Annotated in this window: 11 protein-coding genes; 7 read left to right on the top strand and 4 right to left on the bottom strand. The window is 46.1% G+C overall.

Annotated features, from left to right (window positions below):
* Positions 1-109: 109 nt before the first annotated feature.
* The 7 genes from QQL36_RS20265 (at position 110) to QQL36_RS20235 (ending at position 11,388) form a co-directional block, all read left to right on the top strand.
* Positions 110-694, top strand: a complete 585-nt coding sequence (locus QQL36_RS20265; RefSeq protein ID WP_321566601.1) for a YceI family protein — start codon at positions 110-112, stop codon at positions 692-694.
* A 59-nt stretch (positions 695-753) separates the two neighbouring features.
* Positions 754-2,154: a hypothetical protein gene (locus tag QQL36_RS20260; protein WP_321566600.1), complete on the top strand. Its 1,401-nt coding sequence runs from the start codon at positions 754-756 to the stop codon at positions 2,152-2,154.
* A gap of 85 nt (positions 2,155-2,239) precedes the next feature.
* Positions 2,240-2,833, top strand: coding sequence for a hypothetical protein (locus tag QQL36_RS20255; RefSeq protein WP_321566599.1), 594 nt, complete (start codon positions 2,240-2,242; stop codon positions 2,831-2,833).
* A 163-nt stretch (positions 2,834-2,996) separates the two neighbouring features.
* Entirely contained in the window at positions 2,997-5,831 is a 2,835-nt protein-coding gene (locus QQL36_RS20250; RefSeq protein ID WP_321566598.1) for a TIM-barrel domain-containing protein, read from the top strand.
* 96 nt (positions 5,832-5,927) lie between these two features.
* Positions 5,928-9,026 (top strand): TonB-dependent receptor, encoded by a 3,099-nt coding sequence (locus QQL36_RS20245; protein ID WP_321566597.1) that lies wholly within the window; start codon positions 5,928-5,930, stop codon positions 9,024-9,026.
* A gap of 10 nt (positions 9,027-9,036) precedes the next feature.
* A complete protein-coding gene (locus QQL36_RS20240) occupies positions 9,037-10,596 on the top strand; it encodes a RagB/SusD family nutrient uptake outer membrane protein (RefSeq protein ID WP_083721776.1) in 1,560 nt (519 codons plus the stop codon).
* Positions 10,597-10,623: 27 nt separating this feature from the next.
* Positions 10,624-11,388 (top strand): hypothetical protein, encoded by a 765-nt coding sequence (locus QQL36_RS20235; RefSeq protein ID WP_083721777.1) that lies wholly within the window; start codon positions 10,624-10,626, stop codon positions 11,386-11,388.
* Between the two features lie 46 nt (positions 11,389-11,434).
* Here the strand turns inward: QQL36_RS20235 and QQL36_RS20230 are convergent, their stop codons facing one another.
* The 4 genes from QQL36_RS20230 to QQL36_RS20215 all read right to left on the bottom strand — a co-directional run bounded on the left by QQL36_RS20230 (position 11,435) and on the right by QQL36_RS20215 (position 22,953).
* The gene (locus tag QQL36_RS20230) at positions 11,435-12,907 is read right to left on the bottom strand and encodes a RagB/SusD family nutrient uptake outer membrane protein (RefSeq protein WP_321566596.1); all 1,473 of its coding nucleotides are present in this window, start codon (positions 12,905-12,907) and stop codon (positions 11,435-11,437) included.
* 12 nt (positions 12,908-12,919) lie between these two features.
* Complete coding sequence (locus tag QQL36_RS20225; RefSeq protein WP_321566595.1) at positions 12,920-16,039, bottom strand: TonB-dependent receptor; 3,120 nt, start codon at positions 16,037-16,039, stop codon at positions 12,920-12,922.
* 307 nt (positions 16,040-16,346) lie between these two features.
* A complete protein-coding gene (locus tag QQL36_RS20220; protein ID WP_321566594.1) occupies positions 16,347-20,630 on the bottom strand; it encodes a sialate O-acetylesterase in 4,284 nt (1,427 codons plus the stop codon).
* Between the two features lies 1 nt (position 20,631).
* Complete coding sequence (locus QQL36_RS20215; RefSeq protein WP_321566593.1) at positions 20,632-22,953, bottom strand: glycoside hydrolase family 31 protein; 2,322 nt, start codon at positions 22,951-22,953, stop codon at positions 20,632-20,634.
* Between the last annotated feature and the right edge of the window lie 89 nt (positions 22,954-23,042).

Here is a 23,042-nt window from a genome sequence, read left to right as displayed (position 1 = left end):
CTCCAATCAGTTACAGGAATGATGTCCATCATTTCCCGCCAATCTACTTATCACCAACTTGCACTCAGAACGGAACGATATCCGTCTAACGCTTTAAATCCAATTTACCATGTATCACTCAGCAATCATCAGAAAAGGAATCGCCACATTACTGTTCGTACAACTTATCGTAGCGGCAGCATTTGCACAGAATAAAACACTGGTAGTAAGCGGCATTAGTCTCAAAGTAAACGGTACATCTACCCTTCACGACTGGGAAATGAAAGCTACTTCCGGAACCTGTACAGCTGACCTTACCTTCAGCCCTGCCGGCCAGCTGACCGGTATTACTGCACTCAGTTACACTGTAGGTGCAGAAACGCTGAAAAGTGAACACAGTGGCATGGATAGCAATGCATATAAAGCATTAAAAACTAAAAAGAATCCAAACATCACTTTCAAAATTACTACTTCAACTGTAGCTGCAGATGGTTCCATCAAAGCACAAGGTCAACTGACCATTGCAGGTGTAACCAAAGCAGTAGAACTGACAGCGAAGAGCACTGCAGCAGCCGGTGGTAAATCAGTAGTTATCAAAGGAAGCAAAGTTATCAATATGACTGACTTCCAGGTGGATCCTCCATCCTTCATGATGGGTGCCATGAAAACTGGTAACGCTGTAACTATCAGCTACGAGTTTACACTTCACCAATAAATTACACTTCATCAATAATAAAACCACTAACCACTACACATTATTTTAAATCGATTGCCATGAAAACAAAAATGCGTCTGCAACATATAGTGTTGTTTTGCGTCGGCTTCTTCCCAATTACCTTAATGGCGCAGGACCGGAACATTCCAAACTGGAGACCATACGATAAAACTGGTATCAACGTATTCGAAGGAGCAAAGGATACTTCCACCTACTTCGACGGTATCAAACCTAGAATCGGTGCTGGTTTTACCATGCAGTTCCAAAATCTGAAACACGAAAATCCCACTGCACTAAACAATACAGTAGGTTCTTATTCCAGCTCTACAGGATCTGTAGCTGGTAACAAACTGAAAGATATCACCGCAGGGTTCCAGACAGCACAGGCTAACCTGTACTTCGATGTACCGCTGGCTCCTGGTATCACCATGAACTTAACTTTGTACCTGTCTTCCAAACACCATAATGAAACATGGGTAAAAGGTGGATATATCCAAATCGACAGACTTCCATTCAGAAACGAAGTACTTGATGGCATCATGAAATATGCAACCATCAAAGTGGGTCACATGGAAGTAGACTATGGTGATGCACACTTCCGCAGAAGCGATGGTGGTCAGACCCTCTACAATCCTTTCATGGAAAGTAACATCATGGATGCTTATGCAACAGAAATTGGTGCTGAAGTTTACCTGAAACACAATGGTCTGTTCGGTATGGTTGGTATCACCAACGGTATGATCAAAGGTAACGTAGACTCCCTCTACAACAAGAACAACGCTGATGGCAAACTGCACAAGTCTCCATCCCTGTTAGCTAAAGTAGGCTTTGACAAGAAACTGGCTGAGAAATTCCGTTTGCGTGCAAGCCTGAGCTACTATGGCAACCAGAGTAGCGGTAGCAACACACTGTATGGTGGCGACCGTTCCGGTTCTAACTACCAATACGTGATGGAAGAAGCTTCTTCTAACCCAAGCAACACCAGCGGTGCAGGTACTCCACTCGCATTCTCCGGTCGTTTCAATCCTGGTTTTACCAAGAAGATCAACGCAGGTATGTTCAACGTATTTGCTAAATATAGCGGCTTCGAAGTATTTGGTACTTACGAAAAATCAAGTGGCCGTTCTGCTTCCGAAGCTAAAACAAGAGATGCAAGCCAATATGCAGTTGATGCAGTTTACCGTTTCTTCCCTAAAGAAAATGTTTTCCTGGGTGTAAGATATAACGAAGTGACTGCACGCCCTGCAAACAGCACAGCTGGTACCGGTGCAGGTGCAATCACCTACACTCAGGATGTGAAAATAAATCGTGTTGCTTTAGCTGCTGGCTGGTTCGTAACAAATAATATTCTGATGAAAGGTGAATATGTGGTACAGAAATACAAAGACTTCCCTACAGCAGATTATCGCTCTGGTGGTAAGTTCAATGGATACGTGATTGAAGCAGTGGTTGGGTTCTAATCTTTCAATGTCTGATAGTGTATCAATTTGAAAAAGGCCCTCCCCAAAAAGGAGGGCCTTTTTTACTTCCTTCTTCCTTTTAACAATGCGCACACTTACCTTCATACTGACAATTTTCTGCCTCCTGGCTTTCAAAGTGCCAGCCCCCCGGGGTGTAAAATGGGTAGTACTCAACAACATCCTCGTTCGGGTAAGCGGCAGTACCAACGTGAACAAATTCAGTTGCGAAATCAAAAACTATCCAAACCGGGATACCCTCATTTGCTACCAGAGCAACGGTTCCGAAGTAGTACGCCTCAGTGGTAAACTGGAAATGGCCGTATTTGACTTCGACTGCCTGGACAAGATGATGACCCACGACCTGCGGGAAACCCTCAAAGCCCGTCAACACCCAGCCCTTCGCATCGCCCTCTTATCCCTTCAGAAATACCCTGCCCTCAATGGCAACTCCGAACAATTGTGCGGGAACGTTGCGATCGAACTGGCCGGGGTGACCAAAGAAATGCACCTCTACCTGACCACGAATACCGACGATCAGAAAATGATCCATATGACCGGTTCCAAAAATATCCACTTCTCCGACTTCGGCCTGGTACCCCCCCGGAAGTTTGGCGGCATGATCCGCGCCAAGGACGACCTGGTGGTGACCTTCCAATTCAATTTTAAAGTAATTGATTGATAATCAATACAAGGTTATCAAAACAGCCCCTTAAATTTTCTTTTTAGTTAACATTTTGACCCCTAATTGAAAACATTCGCCTACCCTCTGTCTGGTAGCAGTGGGCTACATTTGTCCGCACTCGAACATCGACCAACAACGAGTAAAGACAAATTCCACAGATATGAAGAAAATCCGATTCCTACCGATTGTGATTGTTTCCTGTTGCTTTCAATTTTGTCACACTGACCGTGTTGAAAAATTGAAAGATGGCTTACTGATCAGAACAGAAGGCGATGTAAAACAGGTAAGACTACAAGTGATCAATGACAAAATTATCAGGGTATCCGCCTCTCCTGAAGACAAAATTTCTACTACCCCCAGCCTGATATCGGTAGTAGGTAATAACCAGGATATAAAATGGACATCCACAGAAGAAGGAAATGTAGCTACATTGAAAACCAATGCCTTAACAGCTACCGTAGACATTACCACCGGTGAAGTGCAATTTAAAGACGCCCAGGGTAACACCATCATAAACGAAGGAGGGAAAGCATTTACGCCTGTAACAATAGACGGTAAAAAGCTTTTCCGAATTCAACAACTCTTTGATTCTCCGGCTGATGAAGCTTTTTATGGACTGGGCCAGCCACAGACTGGTCTTATGAACTATAAAAACCAGGACGTAGACCTTACGCAATATAATAGCCAGGTAGCTGTACCCTTTGTTTTGTCCAGCCGCCATTATGGTATTCTGTGGGATAATTATTCCATTACCCGCTTTGGAGACGACCGCCCATATGAAGAGCTGGCCACACTTGATCTGACCGATAAAAACGGCCAGAAAGGGGCTTTAACGGCTACTTATGGCCTACGCTATCAAAAAGACAGCGTATTCCTGCAACGGGGAGAGTCAAAAATTGACTATTCCTTTATCCCCTCCCTCAAAACGATCCCTGCCGGTTACCCAATGGCAAAAGGCATCGTAACCTGGGAAGGAAAGGTAAGCCCCAAAGAAGCGGGCGATCAGAAATTTTACATTTCGGCTTCCGGTTACATCAGAATTTGGATCGATGGAGTATTGATGCTAGACAAATGGCGGGAGGGCTGGAACCCTGGTCCTTCCGTCTTTAATAAGACCATGCAGACAGGTGAACAGCATGACCTGAAGGTAGAATGGATCCCTGAATCAGATCAGGCCTTTATTTCCCTGAAACACCTCTCTCCCACCCCGGAACGCCTGAAAGATAAAATGGCCTTTACCTCCGAAGCCGGTGAAAAGATCGATTACTATTTTATATACGGAGAACATCCTGATGAGATCATCAATGGCTACCGCACCATTACAGGCAAAGCCGCCATCCTGCCCAGATGGGCCATGGGTTTCTGGCAAAGCCGTGAAAGATACAAGACGCAAAGAGATGTGATCAGCACCGTTCAGGAATTCAGAAAACGACAGATACCGCTGGATAATATTGTGATGGACTGGTCTTACTGGGAAGAAAATGCCTGGGGAAGCCAGGACTTCGATCCTGCCCGGTTCCCGGATGCGAAGGGAATGATCGACTCCCTCCACGACCTGTATCATACCCACTTCATGATTTCAGTATGGCCTAAGTTCTACAAGGATATCCCGAACTACAAACTGATGAATGACAAGGGTTATCTCTACACCAAAAGTATCAAAGACACCATCCGCGACTGGATCGGCAAAGGCTATGTATCTACCTTCTACGATGCTTTCAATCCGGATGCCAGAAAAGAATTCTGGTCTATCATAAATACACACTTATTCAGCAAAGGTGTAGACGCCTGGTGGCTGGATGCGACCGAACCGGATATCTATTCCAACTCAACTATCGAATACCGCAAACAACTGATGAACCCTACTGCTTTAGGGTCATCCACACAATACTTTAATCCTTTCGCACTCATGAATGCAAAAGGCATCTATGAAGGTCAGAGAGCACAGAAACCTGATCAGCGTGTGTTTATCCTTACCCGCTCCGCGTTTGCCGGATTACAACGTTATAGTGCTGCAACATGGAGTGGCGACATCGCTGCCCGCTTCGATGAACTGGCCAGACAAATTCCGGCTGGTCTGAACTTTTGTATGTCTGGTTTACCCTATTGGACTACGGATATTGGGGGCTTCTATGTAGAGGATAAATATGACAAGCCTGATCCACAGGGGGATAATTTACAGGAATGGCGGGAACTGAACACCCGCTGGTATCAATACGGGGCCTTTTGTCCATTGTTCCGTGCACACGGACAGTATCCATACAGGGAAGTGTACAATATTGCACCTGATAACAGCCAGGAATATCAATCAATCGTTTATTACGACCGGCTTCGTTACAGGTTAATGCCTTACATCTACTCTCTTGCCGGACAGACTTATCATAACGGCTACACACTGATGCGTGGGCTGATCATGGATTTCGACCAGGATACTTCCGTTCGTCATATAGGAGACCAGTTCATGTTTGGTCCTGCCTTCCTGGTTAACCCGGTTTATGCTTACAAAGCCCGCTCCCGTGAGCTGTACCTACCAGCAGGACAGGGTTGGTACAACCTGTATGATGGTAAGTATACCGATGGCGGTCAGCACATCACAGCTGCTGCACCACTGAATCGTATTCCACTGTATGTAAAAGCGGGCAGCATTGTACCCTTTGGTCCGGAGCTGCAATACACCGGCCAGCAACCTGCTGATACCATTACCTTATATGTTTATGGCGGTAGCAATGGCACATTCAGCCTTTATGAGGATGAAGGGTTGAACTATAACTATGAAAAAGGCATGTTCAGTACTATCGCATTTACCTATAATGATGCCGACAATACGTTGCAGATTGGCAAGCGCGCAGGTGAATTCCCCGGCATGCTGCAACAGCGTAGTTTCCGTATTGTAAAGATAGATCCAACACATCCAACAGCATTTGACCTGGCGGCCAACAAAGGTCAGCTGGTACAGTATAATGGCAATGAACAAATGATCCATATAAAACTTTAAAACCTAAAACCACATCAACATTTAACACGTTGTGAACAACACAAAATTCGTCGACCATCAATTCTTACATCATCCAGAAACAAACATTCTAACATTATGAAAACTGCTTACAAAATCCACGATTTTGTGGCTGCATCCTGGGGGATCAGGGGCATACTGCTTATAGCAATGCTGCTGACCGGTACTATGACATTTGCACAGACCAACTCTCACCAGCTCGAAGGAAGAGTATCCACAGCTGGTAAAGATGAACCACTCACAGGCGCCAGTGTGCGCGTAAAAGGCACGAACAATGGTGCCATTTCTGATATCAACGGCCGCTTTCACCTGCAGACCAAAGATGGAGATACCCTGGAAATCACCCTCATGGGTTTCAACAAACAGGTGATCGCTGTAAAAGGACAAACAACCATCAACATCCAGTTAACCGAAGGCACAAAGACTATTGACGAAGTAGTAGTGATCGGTTATGGTACGGAGAAGAAAAAACTTGTAACAGGCGCCATCGACCATGTGAATACCAAACAACTGGAAGAAAACCACTCCCTGCGTGTAGACCAGGCCTTACAGGGTCAGACTGCCGGTGTGCAGATCGCTACCGTATCCGCACAACCCGGAGAATCCATGAAAGTACGCATACGCGGTACAGGTACTGTGGGTACTGCCGATCCTATTTACATTGTAGATGGTGTGCAGGTTACGGACCTTTCTTACCTGAACCCTTCTGACATTGCCAGTGTGGACGTTCTGAAAGATGCCGCTTCCTCTGCTATCTATGGTTCCCGTGGTGCGAACGGGGTGGTATTGATCACGACTGCAAAAGGTAAAAACACACCTACTAAATTGGCATACGATGCTTATTATGGTGTGCAGAACCCTTCTCACAAAATGGCGTTGCTGAATGCACACGACTATGGTGTGATCATGAATGAAACTGCGATCAACTCCGGCAACAATGCGTACTTCACCACCGAACAACTGAAAGCACTGGGCAAAGGTACCGACTGGCAGGAAGCGATGTACAACAAGAAGGCGCCGATGATGAACCATAGTATCTCCATGTCTGGAGGTAATGACCGCTCTGTATACTCTGCTTCCCTGTCTTATACCAAACAGGATGGTATCATTGGCTTCAAAGGACAATCCAAATATGAGCGTATCAACTTCCGCGTCAACTCTGAACATAAAGCCTACAAGGACCTGATCGTATTTGGTGAAAACCTCACTTACTCCCGCTCTGCAAAAAGTGGTGTAGGTGTGAGTGGTATTTATGACAATACGATGCACGGCGTACTGAATGTAAGTCCGCTCTTCGATGTGTATGACTCTACCGGGGCTTTCGGTAAGTCTACCTGGAACGTGGGCGAAGCCAACCCCGTAGCTGCCATGTACTATAAATACCAGAACAAGAATACCTACGACAACTTCATTGGCAATATTTACCTGCAGGCCACACCGATCAAGGGACTGAATATCCGTTCTGACTTCGGTATTAACCTGCAGTATGAAAATACCAATAGCTATAAACCCACTTACGACCTGTCTACCACTGAATATAATATTCACTCACAGGCCAACCAGGGTATGTCTCGTACTGCTATCTGGAACTGGGATAACACCATCAACTATGTGCGCCAGTTTGGCAAGCACAACATCAATGCACTGGTGGGTTTGAACTCCATGGAAAATACCACCTTTTATATCAATGGCTACAAACAGGACCTGACTAAATCAGGTCTGGACAATGCCATCATCAACAATGGTACGACAGACAGTACACAAAAGGTATATGGTTCCAAAGGTTCTTCTGCACTGCTTTCCTACTTTGGCCGTTTTGGCTATAACTATGCGGAAAAGTATATGTTCACTGCCGTATTCCGTATAGATGGTTCTACTGCATTTGGTGCAAACAACCGGTACGGTCGCTTCCCTTCCTTCTCTGCGGGCTGGGTACCTACCAACGAACCATGGCTGAAAAAATACTGGCTGGACTTCCTGAAGATCCGTGCCGGCTGGGGCCAAAACGGCAACCTGCCATCTGCTCAATACCAATACCTGTCCACCCTATCTACCCAATACCTGGGTTACTACTTCGGTAGTGGTGATGTAGCTTATGTAGGTGCGGCACCGATTAAAACTGCCAATCCTGATCTGAAATGGGAAACTTCCGAACAGACCAACGTTGGTATCGATGCGGTGCTCTTCAATGATTTCACGCTGACCATCGACCTGTATAATAAACTGACAAAAGACTGGCTGGTAAGTGTGAACACGCCTGCTATATCCGGTGCCACCACTGCACTCGTAAATGGTGGTGACGTGCGCAACAGAGGTATTGAAGTAGCTCTGGGATGGGATCACAAATTCAATGAGTTTTCTATAGGACTGAATGGTAACCTGACCGTGAACCGTAATAAGGTGACAGACATTCCTAACAAGGAAAAGATCATCAATGGTTCTACTGCCGTCACCTATGCCAGTATGCCAGAGTTCTACCGTGCACAGAAAGGTTTCCCAATGGGTTACTTCTATGGTTACAAAACGGATGGTCTCTTCCAGAATACAAGCGAAGTCGCTGCTTACAAAGGTAAAGACGGTTCTCCTATCCAGCCGAATGCACAACCCGGCGATGTACGCTTCAAAGACCTGAATGGCGATGGCGTGATCGATGCGAACGATGAAACCATGATCGGCAATCCATTCCCTAAGTTTACTTATGGTTTCAATGTGAACCTGGGTTACAAGGGTTTTGATTTTACTGTTGCGATCTATGGCTCACAGGGCAGCAATATCTGGGATGGTACACACGACTTCTCCAGCCCGCTCAATAACTATTCTGCTGAGATCCTGGGTCGCTGGACAGGCGAAGGTACCTCTAACAAAATACCTCGTGTTACAGATGGTGCTGAGTTGAACCAGAACTGGATCCGCTCTTCTGACCTGTATATTAAAAACGGTTCCTTCCTGCGCATAAAGAGTGTGAACCTGGGTTATGACTTCAAAAAGTTATTCCCGCAAATGCCTATTCAACAATTAAGATTATACGTTTCCGGCACCAACCTGTTTACGTTCACAAAGTATAAAGGCATAGACCCTGAAATTGGTTATGGCTCTTCTTCCTGGGCTTCCGGTATTGACGTAGGTACCTATCCACAGCCTAAGACACTGTTACTGGGCCTGAACGTAAAATTCTAAAACATTCCACATGAAAAAAATATTCTTAGCAGCTATAGCAATCGCGTTCTTTGCCGCTTGTAGCAAGAGCTTCCTGGAACGCTCCCCTGTTGATGAACAGACGGAAGAATCTTTCTATAAAACGCCGGAACAGGCATTGCAGGCACTGGTATCCGTATACAATCAACTGGAAATCGGTGACTATGATAATATCCACCTCGTATCTGAAATAGCCAGCGACGACTGTTTTGGCGGCGGTGGTACCTCTGACCTGGTATGGAAACAATGGGACCGCTTCGAAGCGTCTTCCAATATGAACCTGAGCCTCTGGGAGAAATATTATACAGGTATTTACAGGGCCAATATCCTCCTGTCAAAAATAGATGGTGTAAGCTGGGGTAGCGATACCACACTGAAAGTACAGTATACTGCCGAAGCCCGTTTTCTGAGAGCGTACTTCTATTTTGACCTGGTAAGGTTGTTTGGAAACATCCCTATGACAACCACTCCGCTCACGCCCAGTGAACTGGGTCTGCCACAATCTGATCCTGCTGTAGTCTATGCGCAGATCGCAGAAGACCTGAAGTATGCAGCTGATCATCTGGCAGCTACCCCTTATGCCAGCATCTCTTCTTCCGATTATGGCAGGGTGACCAAATGGGCGGCTGAGTCCCTGATAGGCCGTGTATTTTTATACTACACCGGCTATTATAGTCAGACAGATCTGGCAGGTGTGATTACAAAAGCAGAAGCCATTACTTACCTTGACAACGTGATCAACACCGGCGGGTTCGGATTGGTAGATAACTTTGCGAACCTCTGGCAGTCAGCACTCACCAACTTTGTAGGAGAAGACAATAAAGAAACCGTATGGTCTATTAAATTCACATACAAAGGGCTGGGCAATTGGGATCAGCACAATGGTAACCGTATGCAGGTAGACATCGCTATTCGTAATCAGGTACTGGATCCTTATTACAAAGGATGGGGTGCTGGTACAGTGAGCACAAGTCTCTGGAATGCGTATGACAATAATGATACCCGCCGTGGTGGTTCTATCGTATCTATTGAAAATGAAAACCTCACGGCTTACTCAAAGGGCGATCAGGCACAATACACCGGTTACTTCTGGAAGAAATATACACCAATGAATGAAGGCAATGCCGTGGATATGGGTGGTGATTTCCAGATTGACAACTACTATGATGATGTAGTGATCCGCTATGCCGATGTATTGCTGATGGCAGCAGAGCTAAACCTCGAAAGCAACCTGTCTAAAGCACAGGATTACTATAACCAGGTACGCGACAGGGCCTTCTTAAGTACCAGCTATCGCAAAACGCTCACTGCCGATGCAACGGGCAAAGCCCTCATCATGAATGAGCGCAGACTGGAACTGGCACTGGAAGGACAACGCTACTGGGACTTACTGCGTCAGGGTATAGATGTAGCAAAGGCAGCGATTGACAATTCAGGTACTACATCTGATTTTACGGTGAGCTTCCCTTCTGCCACAAAAGGCCTGTTCAAAATTCCGGAGCAGGAGATCAGTTTGTCTAATGGCGTGTATCAGCAAAACGCTGGTTGGTGATTTTATAATTCCACAAAACTGTTAAAAATGAAAAACTATATTATACTGTCACTCCTGGTACTGGCTTGTGCTTTTACTGCCTGTACCAAAGAAGATGAGGAGAGCATGGGGTCTCCGACCATAGCACAGTCAGGCCTGAAATATTCTATTACACAGAAAGACGGGCACGATAATATTATCTATCTGAGTAGTGAAACCAGTGGCGGGTATATTCCTTTCTGGCAATATACCGGTGGGTTCTCCAGGAAAATGCAGGATACCATCAATTTACCTTTTGCAGGTGATTATTGGATCAAGTATACTATCTATACCCATGGCGGCCCTGTAGGCGATTCTACAAAGATCACCGTATCAGAGAACGACCCGGAATATTTCAGTAGTGCATTGTGGAACCTGCTGGCGAATGGTGCAGAAGGTAAGACATGGGTATGGGCGGTAGATGTACCGACTTTGTATTGCTATGGGAATGGCCCGGGCGATGCGACTACACCAGCATGGTGGACGAATGGAGAGAGTTACCTCGTGTCACAGGGCGTAGCTGCTGATGAAATGACTTTTGACCTGGATGGTGCGAAGAACTTTACTTTTAATCATAATGGCACGAAAACCAAGGCCATCTTTGATCTGGATACCACGGCGCAAACAGTAAAGATAACGGGTAGTGATATTAGTTTGGGTGCGAAAACGACGTATACGATTGTGAAGCTGAATGAGAATGAACTGACGCTGGTGCAACAGGGAGATGGATGGAGAAATATCTGGTTATTCAAAAGAAAAGGATATAATTATTAAGGGTGATATACAGGGGCTGGTTATTTAACCAGCCCCTTATTTGTGTTTATTCATAACCGGGATTCTGGTAATACAGGCCCGGTTTTATTTGCATTTCAGATTGAGGAATTGGATATAATTCCTGTGTCACATCTATCGTTTTTGAATAGTTTGTTTGTAACCATGGATTCATTACTTCCAAACATCTTCCTGTTCGTACTAAGTCTCCCCAATACAACCCTTCCCACGCCAGTTCATGTCTTCTTTCAGTTTCTAATATTAGCCTGAATTCAGATTGAGATACACCGGAGATACCTGCAAGTCCCGCTCTTGTTCTGATCCTGTTCACCAGATTCAGTGCTTCTGCTGTAGGACCACTGGTTTCATTCACTGCCTCGGCATACATGAGCATTACATCTTCCGGTCTTAAGATGGGGAAGTTGATGCCCCAGTCAGCGCTACTGAGAATAGAAGCGGCGGCAGAGGAGTCGAGGTATTTTTTGAAATAGTTCCGCTTCGTCAGTACACCTGATTTGTTTCTGTATATCGTATCCAGGATCACAAATTCCCGCTTATCACCTGCTTCAAAACTACTGATCAGATCATCGGAAGGGAAGCCCTGCATGTAGTAGCTGCCGTAAGGAGTGATCTTTGTATCCATGTCCAGCGGAATCACTTCGCCCGGTACAGGATTGCCTAAGCCTTTTCCTCCTGACAGGTATTGTACTTCGAAAAGATAGTATTTATTATCACTGGCTGTTTTGAAGATCTCTGCATACGTGGAGGCAAAGGTCCAGCCGCTATTCTCTGCATCCAGCACCTGTTTGAGCACATTGACCGCGTTGGTATAGTTTTCTGTTTTGTAAAACGGATACCCTGCCATGAACAGGTATGCCCTGCCTAATAAACCTAAAGCAGCCAGCTTTGTAGCACGGCCTTTATCTGTGCCACTATAGCTGATGGGTAATAAATTAGCAGCTGTTGTGAGTTCGCTGACAATGAAGTTGTAGATCGTATCTGCACCTACACGGGGATAGTTGAGCGCTTCTGCTGAAGAAACCGTTGTTTCGATCAAAGGCACTGCACCAAAGGTTTTTACCAGTTCAAAATAAGCGAGCGCACGGAGAAATTTACATTCTCCTTTCATCCTGCTACGTTTGGTGGTATCTGCGAAGGAGATATTATCTATCTTGTCCAATACCTGGTTCGCTCTTTCTATCATTTCATAATCATTCGTCCAGGCAGTTTGCAAAGTACCTAAGGCAGATGTGATTTCAAATGCAGAAAGGCTGAAGTAATCCCTCGCAGCATCCTGTCTGGCTACATAGTAGTTGTTGGAACGTACCTCTGACAGGTATAAATTATTCACGTCAGGGAAAGCGAGCAGCTTGTTGTACACCCCGCTTACAGCCTGCACAATATCGTTTTCCGTTTTGTAAAAACTGCTTTCATTCTGATTGGAGATGGGCGCTGTATCCAGGAAATCTTTATTACAGGCCGCTAATATGGTGATGCAAATGATTGCGATAATATATTTCATGTAACTTATTTTTTATAATCCGATATTAATACCCATGCTGTATGTGCGTGCGGTCGGGTAGCTGGACCAGTCACTCAGATAATCGGACTGAAAGGCTTCAGGAGAATAACCACCGGAGTAGTTGTCATGCATCCAGAGGTTATCTGCGCTGAAATACAGCCGCGCATTACGGATACCTTTCACAAAACCCGGGCGGAAAGTATACCCGACGGTGAGGTTTTTGATCTTGTAAAAAGCACCTTTGTAGAGCCAGCGGGTATCGTACAAACTGGCGGTGGATGCATCGATGCGGGGTGTCTTTCCATCGCCGGGTTCACTCACGCTACGGAATCGGTTCACCCACACCTGCTTTGCATTGTAGTTACCCAGCCCGGTGGTCGGACGGTCGATATTACGGCCAAACATGCTGAAGATCTGGTTGCCCCATTGGCCCTGTAATAAAAGAGACAGGTCAAAGCGTTTGTAACTGAAGCGGTTGGTCATGCCCCAGGTGTAGTTGGGATCAGGATGGCCCACTTCTGTCATATCATTGGCGTTGATCGTACCGTCTTTGTTTACGTCTCTGTACACAGGGTCCCCAATGATCGTACTGCTTCTTTTAGGCAGGTTTTTCAGCTGTTCTTCCGTTTGATATACACCTATAGCATCGTAGAGCACATAGGTGTATAATGGCCTTCCTACGGCTATTTTAACGGTATTCTCCCAACCGGTGTAGATGGGGGTGTTGTCGTTGTTCAGTTGTACCACCTTGTTTTTGTTCCAGGAAAAGTTGAGGGCCGTTTCCCAGCTGAAGTCTTTACCACGGAGGTTCCTTGAGTTCAGGTTGATCTCATACCCCCAGTTCCTTACAGAACCGATATTGGAGTTTTCTTTTGTAAAGCCGGTAGCACGGGCCACGGGTACGCTTAGTAACAGGTCTCTGGTGATCTTGTCATAATAGTCAAAAGAGAGGGTGAACCGGTCATTCAGGATAGTCGCATCGAAGCCGATATCGTTGGAGGTCGTCTTTTCCCAGCGAAGGTTAGGATTGGTGATACTGGTCACTGAGAAACCGGTGCTTTGTGCCTGTGTTTCTCCAAATACGTAGTTGGTGCTGGTCACCAGGCCGATGGAAGGATAATCCCCTCCTATCCTGTCATTACCGGCAATCCCCCAGGAGTAGCGGATTTTGAGGTCACTAAAGATGTGTCGCAGGCCACTCATAAAGTTTTCATCACTGATCCTCCAACCGATAGAAGCGGCAGGGAAGGCGCCCCAGCGGGAGTCTTCGCCAAAGCGGGAACTACCATCCTGCCGGAAGCTCACTGATAATAAATACCGGCTGTTGAAGTTGTAATTGACACGACCAAAGAAGGATGCGAGTGTGCGCTTTGATTCTGTCGTGCTGGATGTAGTCACCGTAGAGGAACCCTGGTCAAAGGTGTACAGGTTATCATTGGCAAATACCTTGTTGGTTTGCGCCGTATTCGCCGCGTTGTTGTTTTCTGTACTTGCACCGGCTATGAAGTTAAAGCCGTGTTTGCCCAGTTGCTTATCGTAGGTGAGCAATGCCTGGAAGAGGTAGTATTGTGTACGGGCAGTCTTGCGGGTGGCCGTACTCTGAGAACCTTCGGTAGCGGTTCTTCTGGCGGAAGTCACGGAGGTAGGCTGGTAATATTTGTAATCACTGCTACTACTGTTCCAGGCACCGGTCAGGTTCAGGCGAAGGCCTTTTGCTAATGCCGCATTGATATACATTTGTGAGAGCAACTTCGTCAGCTCTGTTTTGTTCATCGTCTTTTCCATCACTTCTACAGGGCTGATCTGGTCTGCTACCCAGCGATAAGCATCCGAGGTGATAGCACCGGAGTGTACCCCGACGCCCTTCTCCTGTATGGGAGCCGTACCAGCTACAGATGGACCAATACCACTACGGCCATCGATGCCTGCACCAGTTGTCCATGAAATGGAAGGTGATAATTGCAGTCCGACTTTCACGCGTTCGCTTACCTTAATTTCCATGTTGGAACGGAAGGTGTAGCGTTTGTAACCGGTGTTCACAGCCATCCCATCCTGATCCATGTATTCGCCTGATAAGAGGTACGTTACATTTTCATTACCTCCTGAGGCAGAGAGGTTGTACTTCTGCATCCAGGCCGGCCGGAAAAATTCATCCTGCCAGTTCACGTAATCGAGACTATCTGTACCGTACGCCCAGTAAGGATCATACATATAGGTGGTGCTGGCCAGATCATGGGTGTTCGCAACGGTGCCCCCTAATTCGGAGGCACGAAAATCCATGTTATCACTGGCCGTATAGCTCTTTCCTTTTGTTCTGCCAAGAGCTACCCAGGAAGAGTCGATAATGTCTTTTTTGAATTGGATCCATTCTGTGGGCGACATCATGGCGACTAACTTTTCAGGTTCCTGTCTGGCATAGGTGGCGGAGAAAGCGATGATGGGTTTACCAGTCTGACCTCTTTTGGTAGTGATGAGCACTACACCGTTAGAACCTCTGGCACCGTATATCGCAGCAGCCGATGCATCTTTGAGCACATCTACAGATTGTATGGTAGCAGGATCGATATCGCCTAAGTCATCAACGGGTACCCCATCTACAATGTACAACGGATCATTGCTGCCGGATACGGAGGCGGCGCCTCTTACCCTGATCTGTAGCGCAGCACCGGGTGTACCTGTGATGGATTGTACCTGTACGCCGGGCATCTGAGCGGCGAGTGCCTGATCGATGCGGGTGATAGGCCGGTCTTTGATCTGGGTTTCACCGATGGAAGCGACGGCGCCTACCAGGTTCTTTTTAGCCACGCTGCCGTAACCAATTACGACGACTTCATTCAATCCTTTGTTTGCTTTTGATAAACGAATGGTGAGGTGTGGACCACTCACAGTAACTTCTTTCGGTTCATAGCCGACGTAAGAGATGACGAGTACGATATTGTCTGTTACGTCGAGTGTGAATTGTCCCTGCGCATTGGTGGTAGTCCCTTTATTGGTGTTTTTCACCTTTACACTCACACCAATTAATGGTGTCTGATCGGCATCGTCCACGATTTGTCCTGTGACCGGGGCGAATGCCGCATGGAGGCATTGCCCGAGGAGGAGCAAAGCTGCCAATAATAAAATTTGTTTCATAACGCTTTCGTTGGTTGATACTAATTGAAAAAGAATAGCCATGCTACCAGTGCGGTAGCCGATATGATAAGAATGAGCAATAGTTTTTCTAAACGTTTAAGACGCGCGAGCCGTTGTTGTTGGTAATGCGATTCCATTGGGTAAAAATAGAGTTGCAAGGAAGGGAGAACAATGGAGGATTGTACTATTTGATGGAAAATCTGTTATCTGTTGGCAAAAAAATAGCTTCCGCCTTCGGCGGAAGCTATTTTTTTGCGGGCGGCGTGGCGGCGTTGGCCTGCGGCCGGCTAAAAGGCCAGACGCTGTATTAATCTGTTTTGAAAGGACTTGCTGGCAGGCCAGCTTTGTTATATAAATTGGTGGCAGGATTGCCGGCCCATCCATATCTTACAATGGTAGGTTTTGTTATTTCTGGTGCTGATACGATCACCGTATTCCCATCTATACGTGCATTTGCAAATACAAAATGCTGATCTGCACCTGCTATCGCAAACCCTTTCAATGTATCACCTTTTGCCATCAATCCTCCATCTGTATGTTCAAAATATAACCTGATCTGTTTGCCTTGCACTTCCATTTTTGAAAATACCGGACCACTATAGGCGACCTCTTTATTATACACATTTGCATCAGCAATTAACCCTAACCGCAACCCTATCTCCTGCTTATTCTTTGGATGTATATTCCCCGGATCTTCAGGATTCGCATTATCTATCGCCACTGCCATCCCACTATTTGGAATGCTTAAATTTTCCAGCTGTGCCTGTCTGATCAACACCGTTCCATTTTCTCTTACCGGCAATGAATCTGGTTTACCATAGTTCGCTAACTGCACATAATAGAAAGGAAAATCTCCCTGATGCCACTCAGCTCTCCAACTGGCTACCAATGTCTCCATCAAAGAGCGGTATATGTTTGGATTGTTGGCATTAGACTCTCCCTGATACCAGATAGCCCCTTTAATGGTAAAAGGGATCAACGGCGCTACCATCCCATTGTACAATACAGCAGGACTATGCTGATCGTGCTCAGGATTAGGATCTTTTGGATTCCGGGGAGGATCTTTATGCTCCGCCTTTGCGATAGCCGCATCTGCCACCCAGCGTTCCATCGCCGTTTTATATTTTGCACGCGCTGTAAAGCTGGTATCATACACAGCCTTTTTCTGCGCATACGCATCCAATAAAGACTGGAAGTTATGAGCGGCTAATTCTTTTCTACTTACCCATGCTTCCGCCGTACTGCCACCATAAGCAGTGGTGAGCAAACCTATTGGTACCTGCAACTGCTGTTGCAGATGCCTTGCAAAGAAATACGCGGCGGCAGAGAAGTGACCTACTGTAGCTGGTGAACAAATTTCCCACTTGCCTTTTACATCCGTTTGAATGGTATCAGTTGGTGTAAAGTCGGTATCAAAAACACGGATCAATGGGTAATTAGCTGCCGCAACTTCCGCAGCTTCATTGTACACGCCACACCAGTAGCGATCTTCGCGTGCTACTGTCATATCCATATTTGATTGTCCGGAACACAACCACACTTCACCCAAATAAATATCAGATAAGCGGATATTATTTATCGCCAGTGTATACGGCCCACCTGCTTTGGCAGTAGGCAGCACCGCCTGCCAGCGGCCATCTTTACCCACTGTGGTCGCAATGGTTTTATTATCCCAGTTATTCCGGATCGTCACCTTCTCACCAGCTATACCCCATCCCCAGATGTTTATATCCGCATTTTGTTGTAATACCATATGATCGCCTACTACTGCAGGTAACCGTAAAGCAGTCGGCTTCAATTCATCCGGACTATCCTTCGTATACAGGTTTACTTTCTTTGATGCACCCGGTCTGAACAATTCCTGTATCACAGGCAGCTTCACATCTACAGCTGGTTTGAAGTTGGCAGACTGCATATACTTCAATAAACTATACTTCAGCTGGCGGGTGACTATTCCTTCTTTATTCAGATCAATACTACTGATGATCAATCTTCCCTTCCCTACTTTCGCTTCCACGATCATTCCTAATCGTCTGTTCAGGAACCAGGTATCTATATTTTGTACCAATGGTGTCAAAGTAGCAGGAAAGTTGGACAGCTCCATGACCTGTGTATTATTCACCAGCTCCCACCATTGATAGTTGCTATAATAGTCTGTAGGAAAATCTGCAAATACAGGATGTGTAGGATTACATAAGATGCCTAATGTATGTGGCGGACGCATCTTGAACCAGGAGGTATTCCAGAATACAGGAGTAAAACTCTGTACGACTTCTTTTCCTTGTTGTACCTTTCCTGCTGCCAGCAACAGTACCTTCCCACCATCCTGCAATACCTTTTGTGCAGCGGCATCCAATGTATCGCATACATAAATACCTTTTTCAGAAATATCCAAAGTTGGCGCATATACCCACAGCTGCCAGCTGTTGCTGATATCCGTACCATCGAGACTAATTTCCACACTGATATTACCTGTAAATTTTAAAGGCAGGTGTAAGTAACCTAAAGGGATATTATCACCCAATGGAATATCTGTGACCGGGAATGTACCTTGTTGCAATATCTTACCGGTTTTGTCTTTTACCTTCCAGAGAGGGTGCATCGCCGATAAAGATTTCTCTCCAAAGTTCGTCACAGATATAGCTGCATGCAAAGTATCGTTACTGGTGTATACAAATTTCTTTATCCTCGCCAGCAGTACTGTCGGACTACAAAAGTGCCGCCATTCTTTGTCACTGATATAAGGCTTATCATTCCAGAACGGATCCAATACACCTACCAATGCGGTACCCTGTCCCGGATAATCATTGATGGATAATAACTGAATACCCGCTAAACCCGGTGTACGTAGAGCTGCCTCTATTTCTGCTTTATAACATAATACCTGCAATTTTCCGGAAGCCATAAAGAAATCATGTGCCTGCGCACCCATATGATGCGCTGTGAGCTGATCACGGAATATCTCAAAGTTCTTTGCTTTGTATACACCTGTATATTTAGGTATTTCAGTAAAGTCGGGATATACACACCACTGACCCATTTCATGACTCACATAAGGCACATGAAAATCTTTGATGCGATCATAGTAATCAAAATCACTACCCGGCAACGTAGACCAACGTAGACCACGGGCGCCGGCTTTCACCATGTATTCATTATCCGGCACCAATGGCCAGCTATTGCCTACAGAAGCGCCTGTATATACCCGTCTGTTATCCTTCTCTTTCCAATAAGCAATAAACTGTGTGAGGTAATCTACCTGATGACCACCTTTGGGTTCATTGCCATATGCCAGCATACAAAAAGAGGCGTAGTTACCATATGCTTTTGCAATGCGGTTCGTCTCATCATAAATATATTGATCTACAGGTAAGCCATCTCCTAAAGATGTACCATGGTTCGCCCAGCTGGGGCCTTCCGGCTGCAGGTAAAAACCAACTTTGTCTGCTGCACTGAAAGCGGCTTCCGGTGGGCACCAGGAATGGAAGCGCATGTGATTGAGGCCGTATGATTTTGCTTTCTGAAAGATGCGTATCCAACTTGCTTCATCCATAGGTGGATAGCCTGTTAAAGGGAAGACGGCATTGTCTACTGTGCCACGCAGAAATACAGGTTTACCGTTTATAAAAAACCGGGTATCAGCAATTTTGAATTCCCGCATACCAAAGGTGATATTTTTAGTACTGGCCTCCCCTTCAGCAGGTATCATCTGAATTTTTAGCTCATACAAATCAGGATGGAACTCATCCCACAACAATACATCATTGCCCATTGGATAATCAATCACAATAGCAGTGGTATCTTTATTCAATTGAAAAGGAACTTCCTTTAAAGGGGCTTTAATATTTTCACAATTTGCCGTAATTAAAAACTTACCTGATACAGATCTGATTCCTCTTCGCCCTACTAATAATTTAATCTTTGCAATTCGCCTCTTCACATCCGGATACACCTGCACATCCTCCATCCACACCATTCCCCCCGCATTCAACTCCAACTTCCCGATCGTACCATTCCAATTCCCCTGCGTATGATCCGTCAGACTATGTGAATCCGGCCCTACATTAATCTCCTTAATCCTATTATCAATCCGCACTAATATCGTATGCCTCCCCGGACTTAATAACCCGGACAGATCATACACATGCGGTGCACTCATACTATTCTGCATCCCGGCCCGCTGTCCATCTACATACACCACTGTTTCCCAGTGCGGCCTTTCCATCGTAAATGTAATTCTGCGATCCGCGTAGTCTGCCGGAATATCCACCACCTTCTTATACCATGCCGGCCCTACATACGTCTTTGCCGGTGTGAGCCAGAATGGATACTTAATATTCCCCGGCACCCGGTATTTCGCCATTTCAGGATTGAAGTACCAGGAGCTATCATAGATACTCCCCGTCCACCTTGTATTCACCGACACCTCCTCTCCTTTATTATTTTCCAGCATAGAACCCGGCAATTTCACGGTGCTCCATTGTCCGGCAGAGTCGGTGGTGAACTGCCATTCTCCCTTCAGGGAGATCGTTTGTGCTTTTACAGACAGCATACAGCCAAGCAGCAGTGCTATCAATCCTGTTTGTTTCATATCAGTTGATGAGTATCGTATTTTCTTTGGTAGCATCGATGCCTTCAATCGTATATACCTGATTAGTAGCATCGTATTGCCCCTTGCCATTGGCAGGAGCTTTCTCTACATGTACCCTGAGGGTAAAGGTTTTGGTGGGAGCGTGGTATTTTCCTTCAGGTGCACTGATGTGTATGCGGCAACCGCCATTCTCTGTCCGCTGATCTATGTGGGTAATGGAATAAATACCCTGCTGGTATTGCAGGCTTTTACCATCATCGGTATATAGGTCAGTACTACCTATGCCCGGGTAAATTTCCAGTATTACATTGTCTATCACACGCTGGCCTACGTACTGAACAACCTGTTGTTTCGGGATAATACTGCCTGCTTTGATGAAGATAGGTACTTTGTCAAGCGGACATATGGCATTCAGGTAACTTTTACCATCGTAATGTTTGCCTGTCCAGTAGTCGATCCATTCGCCTTGGGGCAGGTAAACAACACGGGTCGCAGCGCCTTTTTCCGTCACCGGACATACCATGATATTTTCTCCTAAGAGGTACTGATCTGTGATGTTGTACACATTCACATCATCCTGGTATGCCAGTACAAGGGCCTGCATAATGGGCGTACCTGTTTTATACTGATGATAGCTGGTGCTATAAAGGTAAGGCAGCAAACTATATCTCAGTTCATCATATTGCTTAAAAATATCCGTCGCCTCCTTACCATAACGCCAGGGTTCTTTATAACCAGGATGATCCATGCCAAACAATAAGGCTACAGGACTCAGCATACCAAACTGCACCCAGCGAACATACAACTCAGGATCTGCAGGTTGCTCAAAACCACCCATACAATGCGCCCAGTAACCTACACCAGATACACCTATATTCAAACCTGCTTTGATCACAGGACCAAAGTACTGCCATTGACTGGGCCAGTCACCCGCAAAGATGAAAGGGAATCGCTGAATACCTGCATACCCTTCGCGGGTCTGGTTCAAACCACGCAGCTGGTTGTAAGCCCCAAACTGTTCGTACGCCGCCTTCGCATATGCTATCGGAAATACATTGTGTAATCGCTGTGCCTCAGGGCCAACGGGTCCCGTCTTCGCACTTTCATTGGCCAGCGCACCAAAGGCACTACCTTCATCTGTCTTGAAGAACCGTGCTCCTACAGCCGCCACTTTCATCGCTGCATGGTTCCACCACCAGCTCACAGCAGCAGTATCAAAGTAGTTGATAAACTCCCCGGGGTTATTAGCCTCCGGATAGGTATAATGTAATTCTCTGGCCGTGTCTAACAACTTAAACCGGGTGCCATTGTCTATCCTTGGACGAATGTGCAGCCCCACCATGTTATAATGCAGGTTATACAGGGTGTCGAACATTGCCTTCGGGTTATGGAATGTCTCTCTCCATTCAAAAGAAGTAGCCCCCTTGCCCCCGTTCTTGCCAAACTGTCTCCATGTAGAATCCAGGAAGAGAATATCTACAGGAATACCCATTTCCCTAAACCGGCGGGCCAGTTCAATCACATACGCTGCAGAAGTCAGTTCCTCATGCCCCCATGTACCTCCACTATAAGTGCCCACATGCAAACCGAGGGCAAATTTTGGCAGTAAGGGCGACTTGCCGGTCAACTGGGTATACAGATCCAGTATTCCCGTAAACTGAGGTCCATATATAAAATAATATTCCAGCGGCCCCTGAGCTGCTGAAAAACTATATGCATCTGATTCCGTATTCCCCATATCCCAGGTGGAATTATAGGTGGTATGGAGGAAAATGCCGTATCCTTTCGTACTCATGAAGAAAGGTACCGGGCTATAATTCGCCTGCAGTACATTGTAAGCCCCCACGATATGTGGCTTCTCTTTTCCCCTGCCTACCTCCATTTGCACTTTCTTTCCGCGCTGATCCAGGAAGTCCATTCGCTCTCCAAAGCCAAAGAAGTGCTCATCGGATTGAAGCACCTTTTTCACCCCAAGGGAATCGGCGCTTTTTTCGGAAGAAAGGAGCTGACCATTGGAGGAATAGACTTCCAGGTGGCCGGCAGCACTGATGATGAGCCGAAGACTGGCAGTACTGAGTTCCAACCCGGCCCCCTCGCTTTTGACCCGTACATCCACACTATCCCAATCGTACCTGTTCACCATCAACGGCTCTTTGAAAGGCGCCCCATAGCTGACCCTGAACATGGAAGATGTACAAAATTCCAGCTGAAAGGATTGCGTAGCGGTGTGGATTTGAAATGCATTCTGTTGCCGGGTAAATTGCTGTGCCCGGGCCGGCATTATCACATACAAACAAATAATCGTAACTATAGACCTGATCATATCCTCAAATCTATCTCCTATATCAATATTGTGCAATGGATAATTGTAGTAAACCCTGTAAATATGTGGTCAGTGGCATGGATAAATTG

The sequence above is a fragment of the Chitinophaga sp. LS1 genome, assembly GCF_034274695.1.
Lineage (GTDB): Bacteria > Bacteroidota > Bacteroidia > Chitinophagales > Chitinophagaceae > Chitinophaga.
Note: the sequence above shows the minus strand (reverse complement) of the source record. Positions and strands in the feature narration are given on the sequence as shown.

Bases quoted from the DNA above. Each gene is read 5' to 3' on its own strand.
- QQL36_RS20220 (WP_321566594.1), bottom strand. From the start codon at position 20,630: ATGAAACAAACAGGATTGATAGCACTGCTGCTTGGCTGTATGCTGTCT.
- QQL36_RS20240 (WP_083721776.1), top strand. From the start codon at position 9,037: ATGAAAAAAATATTCTTAGCAGCTATAGCAATCGCGTTCTTTGCCGCT.
- QQL36_RS20250 (WP_321566598.1), top strand. From the start codon at position 2,997: ATGAAGAAAATCCGATTCCTACCGATTGTGATTGTTTCCTGTTGCTTT.
- QQL36_RS20260 (WP_321566600.1), top strand. From the start codon at position 754: ATGAAAACAAAAATGCGTCTGCAACATATAGTGTTGTTTTGCGTCGGC.
- QQL36_RS20235 (WP_083721777.1), top strand. From the start codon at position 10,624: ATGAAAAACTATATTATACTGTCACTCCTGGTACTGGCTTGTGCTTTT.
- QQL36_RS20225 (WP_321566595.1), bottom strand. From the start codon at position 16,039: ATGAAACAAATTTTATTATTGGCAGCTTTGCTCCTCCTCGGGCAATGC.
- QQL36_RS20245 (WP_321566597.1), top strand. From the start codon at position 5,928: ATGAAAACTGCTTACAAAATCCACGATTTTGTGGCTGCATCCTGGGGG.
- QQL36_RS20215 (WP_321566593.1), bottom strand. From the start codon at position 22,953: ATGATCAGGTCTATAGTTACGATTATTTGTTTGTATGTGATAATGCCG.
- QQL36_RS20255 (WP_321566599.1), top strand. From the start codon at position 2,240: ATGCGCACACTTACCTTCATACTGACAATTTTCTGCCTCCTGGCTTTC.
- QQL36_RS20265 (WP_321566601.1), top strand. From the start codon at position 110: ATGTATCACTCAGCAATCATCAGAAAAGGAATCGCCACATTACTGTTC.
- QQL36_RS20230 (WP_321566596.1), bottom strand. From the start codon at position 12,907: ATGAAATATATTATCGCAATCATTTGCATCACCATATTAGCGGCCTGT.